Source organism: Rugamonas sp. DEMB1 (assembly GCF_029834475.1).
Lineage (GTDB): Bacteria > Pseudomonadota > Gammaproteobacteria > Burkholderiales > Burkholderiaceae_D > Rugamonas > Rugamonas rubra.
In genome coordinates this window covers 3,435,981-3,448,600 of sequence record NZ_CP122407.1, presented here as the reverse complement: position 1 = coordinate 3,448,600, position 12,620 = coordinate 3,435,981, and the positions used below count along the sequence as shown (strand labels likewise).

Annotated in this window: 14 protein-coding genes and 1 pseudogene; 9 read left to right on the top strand and 6 right to left on the bottom strand. The window is 69.3% G+C overall.

The annotated features are described in order from the left end of the window. Positions 1-22: 22 nt before the first annotated feature. The 7 genes from QC826_RS31675 (at position 23) to mbnC (ending at position 4,241) form a co-directional block, all read left to right on the top strand. Positions 23-466, top strand: a complete 444-nt coding sequence (locus QC826_RS31675) for a TonB-dependent receptor domain-containing protein (protein WP_409567887.1) — start codon at positions 23-25, stop codon at positions 464-466. Positions 467-505: 39 nt separating this feature from the next. After that, positions 506-1,324 (top strand): MbnP family copper-binding protein, encoded by an 819-nt coding sequence (locus QC826_RS15580; RefSeq protein ID WP_409567886.1) that lies wholly within the window; start codon positions 506-508, stop codon positions 1,322-1,324. Further along, a complete protein-coding gene (locus QC826_RS15575) occupies positions 1,321-1,875 on the top strand; it encodes a cytochrome c peroxidase (protein ID WP_279761454.1) in 555 nt (184 codons plus the stop codon). The genes QC826_RS15580 and QC826_RS15575 overlap by 4 nt, the downstream gene beginning before the upstream one ends. Beyond that, entirely contained in the window at positions 1,761-2,579 is an 819-nt protein-coding gene (locus QC826_RS15570) for a cytochrome c peroxidase (protein ID WP_279766500.1), read from the top strand. Before QC826_RS15575 ends, QC826_RS15570 begins: the two co-directional genes overlap by 115 nt. 61 nt (positions 2,580-2,640) lie before the next feature. Further along, complete coding sequence (gene mbnA / locus QC826_RS15565; RefSeq protein WP_093383380.1) at positions 2,641-2,730, top strand: methanobactin; 90 nt, start codon at positions 2,641-2,643, stop codon at positions 2,728-2,730. Between the two features lie 81 nt (positions 2,731-2,811). Beyond that, the gene (gene mbnB, locus QC826_RS15560; protein WP_279761451.1) at positions 2,812-3,645 is read left to right on the top strand and encodes a methanobactin biosynthesis protein MbnB; all 834 of its coding nucleotides are present in this window, start codon (positions 2,812-2,814) and stop codon (positions 3,643-3,645) included. After that, positions 3,642-4,241 (top strand): methanobactin biosynthesis protein MbnC, encoded by a 600-nt coding sequence (gene mbnC, locus QC826_RS15555; protein ID WP_279761450.1) that lies wholly within the window; start codon positions 3,642-3,644, stop codon positions 4,239-4,241. Before mbnB ends, mbnC begins: the two co-directional genes overlap by 4 nt. A 10-nt stretch (positions 4,242-4,251) precedes the next feature. Here mbnC and QC826_RS15550 read toward each other — a convergent pair whose 3' ends face one another. From QC826_RS15550 to QC826_RS15530, 5 genes are all read right to left on the bottom strand, one after another. Beyond that, the gene (locus QC826_RS15550; RefSeq protein WP_279761448.1) at positions 4,252-5,355 is read right to left on the bottom strand and encodes a 3-oxoacyl-ACP reductase; all 1,104 of its coding nucleotides are present in this window, start codon (positions 5,353-5,355) and stop codon (positions 4,252-4,254) included. After that, complete coding sequence (locus QC826_RS15545) at positions 5,283-5,609, bottom strand: hypothetical protein (protein WP_279761446.1); 327 nt, start codon at positions 5,607-5,609, stop codon at positions 5,283-5,285. Before QC826_RS15545 ends, QC826_RS15550 begins: the two co-directional genes overlap by 73 nt. Positions 5,610-5,676: 67 nt before the next feature. Then, positions 5,677-7,221, bottom strand: a complete 1,545-nt coding sequence (locus QC826_RS15540) for a carboxylesterase/lipase family protein (RefSeq protein ID WP_279761444.1) — start codon at positions 7,219-7,221, stop codon at positions 5,677-5,679. An 81-nt stretch (positions 7,222-7,302) separates the two neighbouring features. Continuing rightward, the gene (locus tag QC826_RS15535; RefSeq protein ID WP_279761442.1) at positions 7,303-7,668 is read right to left on the bottom strand and encodes a hypothetical protein; all 366 of its coding nucleotides are present in this window, start codon (positions 7,666-7,668) and stop codon (positions 7,303-7,305) included. Beyond that, positions 7,665-7,946 (bottom strand): TetR/AcrR family transcriptional regulator, encoded by a 282-nt coding sequence (locus QC826_RS15530; RefSeq protein WP_279761440.1) that lies wholly within the window; start codon positions 7,944-7,946, stop codon positions 7,665-7,667. The genes QC826_RS15535 and QC826_RS15530 overlap by 4 nt, the downstream gene beginning before the upstream one ends. Before the next feature lie 494 nt (positions 7,947-8,440). Here QC826_RS15530 and QC826_RS31670 point away from each other — a divergent pair. Further along, positions 8,441-8,962: pseudogene (locus QC826_RS31670) on the top strand (TonB-dependent receptor plug domain-containing protein); the annotation flags it as partial. 472 nt (positions 8,963-9,434) lie between these two features. Beyond that, a complete protein-coding gene (locus QC826_RS15520; RefSeq protein WP_279761436.1) occupies positions 9,435-11,363 on the top strand; it encodes a TonB-dependent receptor domain-containing protein in 1,929 nt (642 codons plus the stop codon). 165 nt (positions 11,364-11,528) lie between these two features. On the opposite strand, the gene QC826_RS15515 is transcribed toward QC826_RS15520, so the two are convergent. Next, positions 11,529-12,620, bottom strand: coding sequence for a hypothetical protein (locus QC826_RS15515; RefSeq protein ID WP_279761434.1), 1,092 nt, complete (start codon positions 12,618-12,620; stop codon positions 11,529-11,531).

Genomic DNA, 12,620 nt, shown 5'->3' with positions numbered 1-12,620 from the left:
CCCTTCAAAGGGACGCGGCCTGGTGTTCCAGAGCCAGAACAAGAGCAGCGCGCGGCGCCACGGCGTCGAGTTGGAATGGGGCTGGCGCAACGGTGCTTGGCGCGCCGACCTGGCCTACAGCCGCTTGCGCGTGCGCGACGCCGACACCGACCAGAACTTGTTCGCCCCGCCCGACAAGCTGGTCGCCAACCTGGGCTGGAAATGGCAGGCGTGGCGCTTGAACTGGCGCAGCCGCCTGGTCGCCGCGCAGTCGCGCGACAGCACGCTGGAGCGCCGCACCGCCGGTCACGCCAGCCACGACCTGTTCGTCAACTGGCGTCCCGATGCCGCGGCGCAGCTGGAACTGTCGGCCGGCATCAGCAACCTGGGCGACCGCCGCTACATCGTCTACCAGAGCGAGAACCCGACTTCGCGCGTGGTTGAAATGGGCCGCGCCCTGCAGGCCACGCTGGGTTGGACATTCTAAACAAGGAGAGAACATGAAACGAAGCATACACACCCTGGCCTGCGCCGCCGCGCTGCTCGCCAACACCGCCTGGGCGGCGGAGGTCGCCGAGCAGCGCGTCAGCATTCAATTCGAGCCGCAGCTGGCCGGCCAGCCGGTGCGCTGCGGCCAGCGCTACGAGGGGCAGGGCGGGGCCAGTCCGGCGTGCTGTTCGGCGACTTGCGCCTGTTCGTCTCCTCGCTCGAGCTGGTCGACGAGGACGGGCGCGGCGTCGCCGTCAAGCTGGAGCAGGACGGCCGCTGGCAGCATCGCGACGTCGCCATGCTCGACTTCGAGAACGGCCAGGCGAGCTGCCGCAACGGCACGCCGGCCACCCACACCGCCTTGACCGGGCAGGTGCCGGCCGGACGCTATCGCGGCCTGCGCTTCACGCTGGGCGTGCCGGCGGCCTTGAACCACGCCGACTCGACCCTGGCCAGCGCGCCGTTGAACCAGACGGCGATGTTTTGGAGCTGGCAGTCCGGCTACCGCTTCATGAAGTTCGAACTGGAGGTGCAGAACGGCGACAAGAAGACCGGCTTCCCCATCCACATCGGCAGCAGCGCCTGCCAGGCGGCGAACCTGCGCACGCCGGCCACCCACTGTCTGCAAGCGAACCGGGTGGCGGTGGCCTTGGAGCAGTTCGACCCGGCCACCGACCGCGTGCTGCTCGACCTGTCGGCGCTGATCGCCCAGACCCGCTTGGACATGCAGACGCCGGGCACCGCGCCGGGATGCATGGCGGCGTCCGACGATCCCGACTGTTCCGGCGTGTTCGAGGCGCTCGGTTTAAGCGGCGGCGGCCGGCAGCGCGTGTTCAGCGTGCTGCGCAAGCCATGAGCGGCGGCCGTCAAGCCATGCCGAGCGCGCTGTTCGTCGCCTGCCTGCTCAGCGGCGGCGCGTTCGACGCGCTTGCGGCGGGGGCGCCGGGAGCGGCTGCGGGAACCACTGCCGGCGGCGGCGCCCGCGCCGCCGCCTCGGCCTCCGCGCGCGCGGAAGCCGGCGCGCCGCCAAGCTACCGTTGGCGCCTGCCGGCATGGGCGCCCGAGCCGCTGGTCCCGGACGACAATCCGATGAGCGAGGCCAAGGTGGAACTCGGACGTGCCCTTTTCTACGACAAGGCCCTGTCGGCCAATCGCACGCAGTCCTGCGCCGGCTGCCACGAGCAGGCGCGCGGCTTCAGCGACGGCCGCAAGCTGGCCCTGGGCAGCACCGGCGTGGTCGGCGCGCGCAACGCCATGCCGCTGGCGAACGTCGCCTATCTGCCCACGCTGACCTGGGCCAACCCCAACCTGACCACGCTGGAGCAGCAGGCGCTGGTGCCGCTGTTCGGCGACCACCCGGTGGAAATGGGCATGGCCGGCCGCGAGGGCTGCTGCTGGGCCGTCTGAAGGCCAAGCCCAGCTATCGGCGCCAGTTCGCCCGCGCCTTCCCCGAGCGCGGCGGCGAGATCTCGCTCTGGTCGGTGACGCGCGCCATCGCCGCCTTCGAGCGCAGCCTGCTGTCGATGAACTCGCCCTACGACCGCTACCGCTACGAAGGCAAGGGCGGCGCCATCTCCGCCTCGGCCAAGCGCGGCGAGACGCTGTTCTTCGGCGACCGGCTCGAGTGCTACCACTGCCACGGCGGCCTGCACTTCACCGACAACCAGATCCACCGCCGCCTGCCCGAGGGTGAAACCGGCTACCACAACACCGGCCTGTACAACCTCGACGGCGGGGGCGCCTACCCACCCGGCCAGCAGGGGCTGCGCGAGTTCAGCGGCGAGCCGCAGGACGAGGGCCGCTTCCGTACCCCGAGCCTGCGCAACGTGGCGCAGACCGCGCCGTATATGCACGACGGCTCGGTCGCCACCTTGGACCAGGCGATCCGGAGACACTACGCCGTCAAGGGCCGCGCCGCGCTGGGTGGAACCGGGGCGAATCCCTTGCGCAGCCAGTTCATCGAAGGCTTCGAGCTGAGCGAGCAGGAGGTGGACGATTTGAAGGCCTTCCTGGCCTCGCTCAGCGATGCGGAATTCTTGCGCGCCAGCCGCCATGCCGATCCGACCGGCGCCGGACGCAAACCAGATTCTTCACAGCGGAAGGGGAGGTGAGCCAACGCGGCACATGTTCAACGCAATCCTGTAGTCCAACTTTCAATCAATAGGAATCAATATGAAAATCGTCATCGTCAAAAAAGTAGAGATCCAAGTGGCAGGTCGTACCGGCATGCGTTGCGCCAGCAGCTGCGGCGCCAAGTCCTAAGCCGGCCTATTCGGCATGACTGCGGCGGTGCTTGCGCCCGCGCCATGGCAAGCGCCGCCGCCCGTTTTGAAGGGAGTATGTATGCGCATTGGATTCAACTTCACACTGGGCGAAACGCTGCCCCTGGTCAGACAGTTGGCGCAAGAGGGCGCCATCGATTACTGCGAACTGCTGATCGATAACTTCATGCAGGTGCCGCCGCAGGAACTGGCCGAGGCCTTCGACGTTCCAGTCGGCTTCCATATCATGTTCTCCCGCTTCATCGAAAGCGACGAGGAGCAACTGCGCGACTTCGCGGCGCGCCTGCGGCCCTACATCGAGGCGCTGCGGCCGCTGTACGTGTCCGACCACATCGCCTACTTCAGCCACCAGGGCCGCGCCCTGTTCCACCTCGGTGAGATCGACTACGCCGCCGACTACGAGCGCGTGCGCGCGCGTGCCGCGTTGTGGCAGTCGCTGCTGGGACAAACCATCCACTTCGAGAACTACCCGTCCATCGTCGACGGCGGCCACGCCGCGCCGGCCTTCTTCCAACGCCTGGCGCGGGACACCGGCGCCGGCGTGCTGTTCGACGTCTCCAACGCGGTCTGCGCTTGGCGCAACGACGGCCCGGAGGTGGCGGCATGGCGCGGCGTGATGGCCGGCGCCAGCCACTTCCACGTGGGCGGATATGCCGGCGCCTTCATCGACGAGGGCGTTACCGTCGACACCCACGACCGCGCGCTGGCGCAGGACACGCTCGACAGCCTGCGGCGCCACCGCGACGTGCTGGACAAGCCCGGCGCCACCATCACCTACGAGCGCGACGAAAACATCGACATCGACGGCGTGCGCGCCGATCTGCTGGCCTTGCGCGCCATCTTCCCGCGCGGCCAGGCGCGCCAGCCTGCGCCGGCGGAAGCGGTGGCGTCATGAACGCGCAGACGACGGCGGCCGCCGGCGCGGCGCCCGGCCGCCAAGTCAAGGACAGCGAGCTGCTGGCGCGCCTGGCCGACCCGGCCGCGCGCGGCGACTTCCCGCCCGGCTGCCGCGCCCACGTGCGCATCGACATCAGCATCCGCGCCTACTGGCACACGCTGTTCGACATCTGCCCCGGTCTGCTCGACATCGCCGACCCCGACGGCATGGCGATCTTCGCGCCTTTCATGGACTGGGCGCGGCGCGAAAACCTCACCATGGGCTGGTCGTTCTATATATGGGTTGGACGCTGGCTGGCGCAATCGCCATGGCGCGAACGCCTCGACGAGGAGTTGACGCAGGCGCTGCTGTCCGCCTCGGCCGCGCGCTGGGCGGTGCTCGACCGCAGCGCCGACGTCGGCGTGGCGCTGGGCCGCTGCGGCAGCGACGATTGGATCATCGGCTGGAAGCCCAACACCCTGGCCGCCGGCCGGCGCGTCGAGCTGGTCTCGCTGGACGGCCAGCTGCCGCGTCCCGCCGAGGACGTGGGCGTGTTCCACCTCGCCGGCTACGAGTTGGACAGCTTCCCAGGCTGGCTGGCGCTGCCGCGCTAGCCGGCAGCGCTCAGGCGCCGATCAGGCCCTGGCCGCAGACCCGGATGGTCTCGCCGCTGACGCCGTAGCAGCCCGGCGTGCAGAGGAAGGCGATCAGCTCGGCGGCGTCGCGCGGCTGGCCGCCCTGTTGCAGCGAGTTGGCGCGGCGCCCGATCTCGCGGCTCAGGAAGGGCATCTGCGCCGTCATCGCCGTTTCGATGAAGCCCGGCGCGATGGCGTTGATGGCGATGCCGCGCGGCGCCAGCAACGGCGCCTGGGCCGCCACATAACCGATCAGCGCGGCCTTGCTGGTGGCGTAGTTGGTCTGGCCGTAGTTGCCGGCCACGCCGCTGATCGACGACAGGCAGACCACGCGGCCCTCGTCGCGCAGCGCGCCGCCCGCCAGCAGCTCGGCGTCGATCGCCACGATGGCGGCGAAGTTGATGCCGACCACCATGTCCCAGTAGTGTTCCTTCATGTTCGCCAGCGTGCGGTCGCGGGTGATGCCGGCGTTGTGCACGACGATGTCGACGCCGCCGAACTTCTCCTTGAGGAAGGCGGCCAGGCGTGCCGGCGCCTCGGCCGTGGCGATATCCAGCGGCAGCGCCGTGGCGCCCATCGCGCCGCACACGCGCGCCAGTTCCTCGGCCGCCGCCGGCACGTCCAGGCAAACCACGTGTGCGCCTTCCTGCGCCAGGCGCTGCGCCGCCGCCAGGCCGATGCCGCGCGCCGCGCCGGTGACCAGCGCCACCTTGCCGGCCAACGCGGCGGTGTGGGGCAGCGCCGCCGGCGCCGCCACGCGCGCCGTCAGCCGCAGCGTCTGGCCGGACACGTAGGTGGTCTGCACGCCGCCGAGGAAGCGCAGCACGCCGGCCAGCCGGTCCACCGCGTCCGGCGCCACATAGGCCAGGTTGACGGTGATGCCTTGTTTGCCCAGCTCCTTGCCCAGCGAGCGGTTGAAGCCCTCGACGGCGCGCGCGGCGGCGGCCGCCACCGGCTCGGCGGCCAGCTCCGGCGGCGCGGCGACGAGCAGCACGCGGCCGTTGCGGGCGACGCGGCGCATCAGCGGATGGAAGGTGTCGTACAGCGCGCGCAGCGCGGCCGGCGTGGCGCAGCCTGTGGCGTCGAGCAGCACGACGTCGAGGCGCGCGGCGGCGTCGGCCGGGCCTGCCGCAGCGGCGTGGCGCCGGCCGCGCCGGCGGCGGCGCTCAGCGCCTCGGCCGCGTAGCCGCCGGCCGCGCCGGCCAGCAGCACCGTTTTGCCGGCGAAGGGCAGGGCGACATAGCCGCCCTCGGCGCGCGCCAGTTCGACCGGGTTGGGCAGGCCGAGCGCCTTGATGAGGGCGGCGCCGGCGCGGTTGCGGCTCATTTTGATGAGTACATCGGACATAGTTTGGCCTTGTCGGTATAGATTTCGTGCTTATGATACTTGGGATGCGGCGCCGCCGTGGCGGCGTTTAGCGCGGCCGGCCGCGCACGCCACCGACGGCGCGCGCCAGCGCCGCCAGCGTGGTCGTCAAGCGGCTCTTCAGGGTGAACAGGGCGATGATCCAGCGCATGCGCCGCTCGTGCCAATCCAGTCCTCTGCGCGGCACCGGGCTGATGCGCCCGTGCGGCGCCTGGAACAACATCCATTCGTCGCTGCCGGCGCGATAGCGCGGCCAGTCCTCGCCGGGCACGCCGTGGTGGGCGAAGGCGACCCAGCGGCGGTGCATGTCGAGCGCCAGTTGCCGGTCCGGCGCGCGCGGCGCCACGCCGTCCGGCCGGCTATCCAGGGTCTGGAACACGAAGCCGATCTCGCTGCCGTGGCCGGCACGCGGCGAATCGCCGCCGGCGTCGGGCTGGTCGAACAGGTAGAGGTAGGCCGGGCTGCGCCGGCGCCGGCGCGCCACCCAGCGCGCCGGCGCGACGAAGAGCATGTCGCGGAACAGCAGCCGGGCCGAGCCCTCCGGCGCCAAGCCGTAGCGGGCGCCGGCCTTGGCCAGCAGCGCCGGCTTCAAGCCCTTCAGGTAGCGCTCGAACCCGCCGGGATAGTTGAGCAGCGAGTCCTCGCCGCTGTTGGCGCCGATGACCAGCGGGATGTGCGCCGCCGCCTCGCGCGCCAGGGCCGGCGTCAAGTCCTGCGGCAGCAGCCGGCCGTCGATCACCGGCTGGAACTCGCCGGGCACGGCGGCCACCAGCTCGGCCGGCAGGGCGCGCAACTGCGCCAGCGTGGCCTGCGCGCCGGGCAGGCCGAGCGTGCTGGCCAGGGCCGCGCCGCGCGCCTCCACCTTCTTGAGCGGATTGGGCGGGAACCAGCCGCCGCCCGATTGCACGATCGCCTGCTGGAACAAGCCTTGGGCGGACGGGCAGGCCATCAGGGCGAGCACGTGGAAGCCGCCCATCGATTCGCCGAACAGGGTGACGCGCCGCGGGTCGCCGCCGAACGCGGCGATGTTGTCGCGCACCCAGCGCAGCGCGGCGATCTGGTCCATGATGCCGAACGAGGCCAGCGGCTCGTCCGGCGCCGCCGCGCGGCTCAGCGCCGGGTGGCCGAAAAAGCCCAGCTGTCCCAGGCGGTAGTTCAGGGTGACCAGCACCACGCCGTCGGCGGCGAAGGCGCCGCCGTCGTAGAACGGCAGGGAGCCGGCGCCCATGCGGCCGGAGCCGCCGTGCAGCCAGACCATGACCGGCGCGCCATGGCGGCACGCCGCCGGCGCGTCGGCACCGCCACCGTGCGCCGGCGCCCAGACGTTGAGCGTCAGGCAGTCCTCGCTGAACGGCGCGCCGGCGCCGCCGATTGTGCGCAGGTCGGCGATGCCTTCCGGGCCGGCCTGGTGGGCCGAGGGACCGAATTCCAACGCCGCGCGCTCGCCGCTCCACGCTGCCACCGGCTGCGGCGGTCGCCAGCGCAGCTCGCCGACCGGTGGCGCCGCATAGGGAATGCCCTTGTAGACCTGGACACGTCCGTCCGACCGGCCGACCAGCGCGCCGTCGGCCGTCATCACTCGAGAGTTTTGCATATGCCTTCGCCCGTGGGCGGTATGGGAGTAAAGGGGGGGCGGGCGGCGCGTCCGGCCTGGCCGGAACGGCCGCCGCCCGGCTTAGCCGCGCACGCGGCTCTTGACGCGCTTGCGCGGCAGGGCGTTGAAGCCGGCCGTGTAGACGCCAATGAGGTGTTTGCCGATCGAGCGCATGTCGGTGGACTTGCACAGTCCGCCGGAGAAGCGGTCGATTAGCCCGGTCTGCGCCAGCGACATCGACAGAGCGCCCGACAGCAAATGGTAGTACCAGTACAGCTCGTCCTCGCCGACCCCGGTGGCCAGCCGGCGCAGCATCGGCAGGAACACGCGGATCACCGGGTCGAAGTAGTCGCGCAGGATGTCGCCGCCGCCGCCCCAGGCCGGCAGCGTGCCGATCTGCGCCACCAGGGTGCCGAAGGTGCGCCAGCCTTCGCCGCCGTTGCTCATGATGTCGACCACCGGGTCGAGGCAGGCCCCAGCAGTCCCTCGATGGTCATGTTGTCGCCGGCCGCCGCCTCGTAGTCGTGCAGCACGCGCAGGCGGATCTCGTTGATGACGACCGAGCGGCGCGTCAGCACCGCGTCGAGCAGCGCGCGCTTGTCGTCGTAGTAGTAGCGGATCAGCGCCGTTTGCACCTCGCACTGCTGGGCGATGTCGTTCAGCGTCACGCCGTAGAAGCCCAGCTTGGCGAAGTTGGTCTCGGCGCAGTCGAGGATCTTCTGCATCGATTCGGCGCGGCGTTCGGCCTGCTTGCGGCGGGTGCCGCCGGCGTCCTTGTCCTTCGCCTCGAGCCTTGCCTGGCGCCGCCGCCAGCTTGCCGTCCTTCTTGGTGCCGGTCTTTGCCGCGACCTTCGTGCTTACCTTGCTCGTCGTTGCCATCGTGTTGCCTAGTGTGTGGGTCGAAGTGAAAATTATTTGTATGGATTCTACTTACTTCTTGCCTTGAGAGGAAAGGTTTTTCTACTTATCGCGTCTTCTGGCCATTGAATGCGTAATTCTGCGCGTAGTTATTTCTTTTGTCGGAAAGAAGTAGTTGTTGACGAGGTATTGACGAGACCGTATATTCGGCTCACACGGAAAACATAATTTCCGGCCCCCACTCAAGGAATGCTCGTTGCCGTGCGGTCCGGCCGGCCGTCACGCAGAGCGTGACAGGCGCGGGCGGCGGGGGACCGGACCAGACAATCGACGTCCACGATGACGTCAAAAGGAGACCAGCATGCGCAAGGCCGACTCACGTTTCAAAACCAGATTGCGAGTTGTGGCGGGTAACGCCATCGGCGTGGTGTTCGCCACCGCCGCCAGCGCCGCCGGCGCCCAAGGCGCGCCGCCCGGCGGCGAGGCCGAGGGCGGTGCCGCCGCCAACACCAGGACGAATGCCGCCACCGCCAGCGCCAGCGCCGCCGGCAGCATGGCGGTGGTCGAGGTCAGCGGCACCCGCACCATGCGCGACGGTTCGCTGGCGCCGACCCCGGTCACCGTGGTGACGGCCGAGCAGCTCAACGCCGCCTCGCCGGGCACCATCGCCAGCGCCTTGTCGATGCTGCCGGTGTTCCGTGGCTCGACCACCCCGGCCAGCGGCAACGTGTCGTCGACCGGCCCCAACTCCGGCGCCTTCCTCAACCTGCGCAACCTGGGCGCGCAGCGCACGCTGGTGCTGATCGACGGCCGCCGCGCCGCGCCGTCCGCCGTCAGCGGCGCCACCGACACCAATCTGCTGCCGCAGGAGCTGGTCAAGCGCGTCGACATCGTCACCGGCGGCGCCTCCGCCGCCTACGGCTCGGACGCGGTGGCCGGCGTGGTCAACTTCATCCTCGACACGCGCTTCAAGGGTATCAAGGGCAGCGTGCAGGGCGGCCAGTCGAACTACGACGACAACCGCTCGCGCAAATTCACCCTGACCGGCGGCAGCGACTTCAACGGCGGCCGTGGCCGCGTCGTCGCCAGCGCCGCCTACTACCGCGCCGACGGCGTCGACAGCACCTTGTCGCGGCCCTTCGGCGCGCGCGCTGGCGTGGTGCTGCCCGATCCGGCCAATCCCGCCCAAAGCATCCTGGTCACCAACTACCACAACACCGTGCTCAGCCCGGGCGGCCTGCTGTTCGGCGGCGCCGGCATCGGCATGGGCACAAGCCAGTTCGGCCCGGCCGGCACGGTGCGCCCGTTCAGCCCCGGCAGCATCGTCGACGGCGTGCAGGTCGGCGGCGACGTGCTTGACCGGCCAAACCAACCTGATCGCCGGCGTCAAGTCGCACAGCGCCTTCACCCACGTCGAGTACGACCTGGGCGCCGACCTGACGGTGTTCGCCGAGGGCTCGCTCGGCGGCGTCAACAACCGCTACCCGCAAACCTCCAACTTCCAGCTGCCCGGCTACAACTCGCCGACCTTCATGCTCGGCAATCCCTTCATTCCGGCGGCCTTGCAGGCGACCATGCTGGCGAACAAGCAGCCCGGCTTCCAGATCGGCCGCTTCGACCAGGATATGCCGACCAGCACGGCCGACGCCACCAACCGGACCAGCAACTTCGTCACCGGCTTCCGCTGGCGCGCGCCGAACAACTGGAAGGTGGACGGCTACTGGGAGCACGGCAAGAACCGCCAGACCATCAACACCGAGAACAACCTGAACTACGCCCGCTTCTTCGCCGCCACCGACGTGGTGTCCGATCCCGTCGGCGGCGCGCCTGTCTGCCGCGTCGCCCTGACCCATCCCGGCCTGTATCCGGGCTGCGCGCCGCTCAACTTGTTCGGCGCCGGCGCACCGTCGGCCGCCGCCACCGCCTACGTCCAGGGCGTTTCCACGTACACCGCCACGCTCAAGCAGGACGTCGCCGCCTTGACCGTGCGCGGCGCGCCGTTCGAACTGCCTGCCGGCGACGTGCGCGTCGCCAGCGGCGTGGAGTGCCGCAAGGAGTCGGTGGCGCAGACCACCGACGCCACCTCGGTGACGCCGGTGGCGCCGACCGGCCTGCGCCAGGTGCCGTCGGCGGTGCTGGGGGGCGCCGGCGGCTGGCAGTTGACCAACCCGCAGCCACTGGGCGGCAGCTACCAGATCCGCGAGGGCTTTGTCGAAGTGGACGCGCCGCTGCTGGCCGAGCGCGCCTTCGCCAAGGAGTTGAACGTCAACGCCGCGCTGCGCTATGCCGACTACAGCACCAGCGGCGGCGTCGCCACCAATAAGATCGGCCTGACCTGGGCGCCGGTGAACGAGCTGCGCCTGCGCGCCGCCAAGTCGCGCGACATCCGCGCGCCCAACGTCTCCGAGCTGTTCTCCGGCTCGGTGCAGGGCCAGGCGACGGTGCGCGACACGATCAACAACGTCGCCGCCAATGCCGTTGTCAGCCAGTTGGGCAATCCCGACCTGCGGCCGGAAAAGGCCAACACCGTCACCTACGGCCTGGTGTATCAGCCGTCCTTCGTGTCCGGCCTGTCGCTGGCGCTCGACCATTTCAGCATCGACCTGGGCGGCGTGATCGGCGCGCTGACCCCGCAGGAGACCATCAACAAGTGCGCGGCCGGCGTGGCGGAGCAGTGCGCCAATCTGATTTGGACCAATCCGGCGGCGCGCACGGGACTGATCCGCGTGCTGATGCCGCAGCGGAACCTATCCTCGCTGAAGACCTCCGGTTACGACGTCGAGTTGAGCTACCGTGCCAAGGCGTCGAAGCTGTGGCCGGCGCTGAACGGCGAACTGACGCTGCGCGCCTTCGCCACCTATCTGGACGCCTACACCACCACCTCGCCGGGCAGCGCTCCGCTGGAGTATGCCGGCGTGGTCGGCACCTCGAACAACCCGCGCCTGACCGCCACCCTCAGCGCCGACTACCGCAACGGCCCGCTCGGCGTGTATCTACAGTTACGCCACGTCGGCCGCGCCAAGTTCCAGGCGGCGACCGAGTACTTCAATCCCGCGCTGGCCGACAATTCGGTGCCGTCGATCCGTTATGTGGACGCGACCTTGAACTACCAACTGCCCGGCAGGCGCGGTGTGCAGCTGTTCGCCACGGTGAACAATCTGTTCAACAAGCAGCCGCCGCTGCTGCCGGTGTATGGCTCGTTCAACCTGATGTACCCGACCAATCCCAGCGTGTATGACGTGGTGGGCCGTTACATCTCCGCCGGCGCGCGTTTCCAGTTCTGATGGAGATGCCCACCTTGTCGGCTGGCGAACCGGCGCCCATCGTCCCGGCGCTGCTGTCGCACCGTGGGCCGCCCACGCCGCAGCACAGCCGCAGCAACGTCAACCGCCTCCGCGCGGGCTGCCTGGCCGGGTAGGCAACTGACGATGACCGGCGGCGCGGCGGCGCTACATGTTCAACGTTGGACGGTCATCCTGCGCGGCCGGGATGACCGGCTCCAGCGCCGGCGCCGGTGCCAGTCCTATCTCGTTTAGTAGGGCCAAGCCCAGACCGGTGCCGCTCAGGTCCAGGATGATCGTCGCCGAGCATAGCGCCTTGACGGCGTCGAAGGCCGTCTTCGCCTCGGTCGCGCCCATGGATACGCCACCGCTGCCATCGTCACTGTCGCCGCCACCGCAGGCGACGTTCAGCAACCAATGCCTCAGCCTGTCCTCGTACTTGATGTCAATTGATTGTGTGATTTTGCGCCGCTGGCAGGCCGAAGCGTCTGGCTCTTTCTTTAATTCATGGGACTGGATGTCGGCAATCGCATCCGCCAACTTGCGGTAGAGCGGCTCGCTGCGGCCGGCCGGCCAGATCGCGTACAAGATATCTGGCTCGGGCAGGTCTTGCGCCTTGTTGAGTTCGCGAAAACGGTTGCGCAGTTCAATCAGCTTACTCAACTGGAAATGATCCTGTTCGACATCTATCGAGCGAGCGTTGGCATCGTCGAGCAAACTACGGAGGGCTTGCTCGGCCGCCTCGGCCTTGGGATTGCGCTGCCCGTCCGCCAGCTTTGCACCCCAGGCCGGTGCTTGCTCGATGGAGAGGCGATTGACCTCGTCCGGCTTCTGCAACTTGGCCTGGATCACGATCATCCGAAAGCCCGGCGGTTCGGTGTGGGTGCCGGGCGTGGCGACCAGCAGGGCGAAGTCGGCGCCAATGCGCGACTCGCTTGTCTTGTTGTAGTGAATCCAGCAAATATCGGCAGGTTTCTGTTGTTCCCATATCCAGCAGGTCGACCAGAAGCGCCCGGCGCTCGCCAACGAAGTCATGAAGGACGAGGACAATGCCTCCTCGTCCAGGCCGTTGCCCAGGATGGTGGCCTGCAGTGTGTTGAAGGCTTCTTCCAGCACAGCGGCGGCGAGCTGCAAGGGGGCCGTCCCGCCCTCGTGGGCGGCCTGGGCGATCAGTGCCGCCAGCGCATCCCTCGCCTCGAGGTAGGGCGCTTTTTTATCCGAATCACTCATGCTCGCCCCTATTTTGATTTTAAGTTTCAT

Coding starts and splice junctions, on each gene's coding strand:
- QC826_RS15530 (WP_279761440.1), bottom strand. CDS start 7,946: ATGCAGAAGATCCTCGACTGCGCCGAGACCAACTTCGCCAAGCTGGGC.
- QC826_RS15515 (WP_279761434.1), bottom strand. CDS start 12,620: ATGAAACTTAAAATCAAAATAGGGGCGAGCATGAGTGATTCGGATAAA.
- QC826_RS15545 (WP_279761446.1), bottom strand. CDS start 5,609: ATGTCCGATGTACTCATCAAAATGAGCCGCAACCGCGCCGGCGCCGCC.
- QC826_RS15575 (WP_279761454.1), top strand. CDS start 1,321: ATGAGCGGCGGCCGTCAAGCCATGCCGAGCGCGCTGTTCGTCGCCTGC.
- mbnA (WP_093383380.1), top strand. CDS start 2,641: ATGAAAATCGTCATCGTCAAAAAAGTAGAGATCCAAGTGGCAGGTCGT.
- mbnB (WP_279761451.1), top strand. CDS start 2,812: ATGCGCATTGGATTCAACTTCACACTGGGCGAAACGCTGCCCCTGGTC.
- mbnC (WP_279761450.1), top strand. CDS start 3,642: ATGAACGCGCAGACGACGGCGGCCGCCGGCGCGGCGCCCGGCCGCCAA.
- QC826_RS15540 (WP_279761444.1), bottom strand. CDS start 7,221: ATGCAAAACTCTCGAGTGATGACGGCCGACGGCGCGCTGGTCGGCCGG.
- QC826_RS15535 (WP_279761442.1), bottom strand. CDS start 7,668: ATGAGCAACGGCGGCGAAGGCTGGCGCACCTTCGGCACCCTGGTGGCG.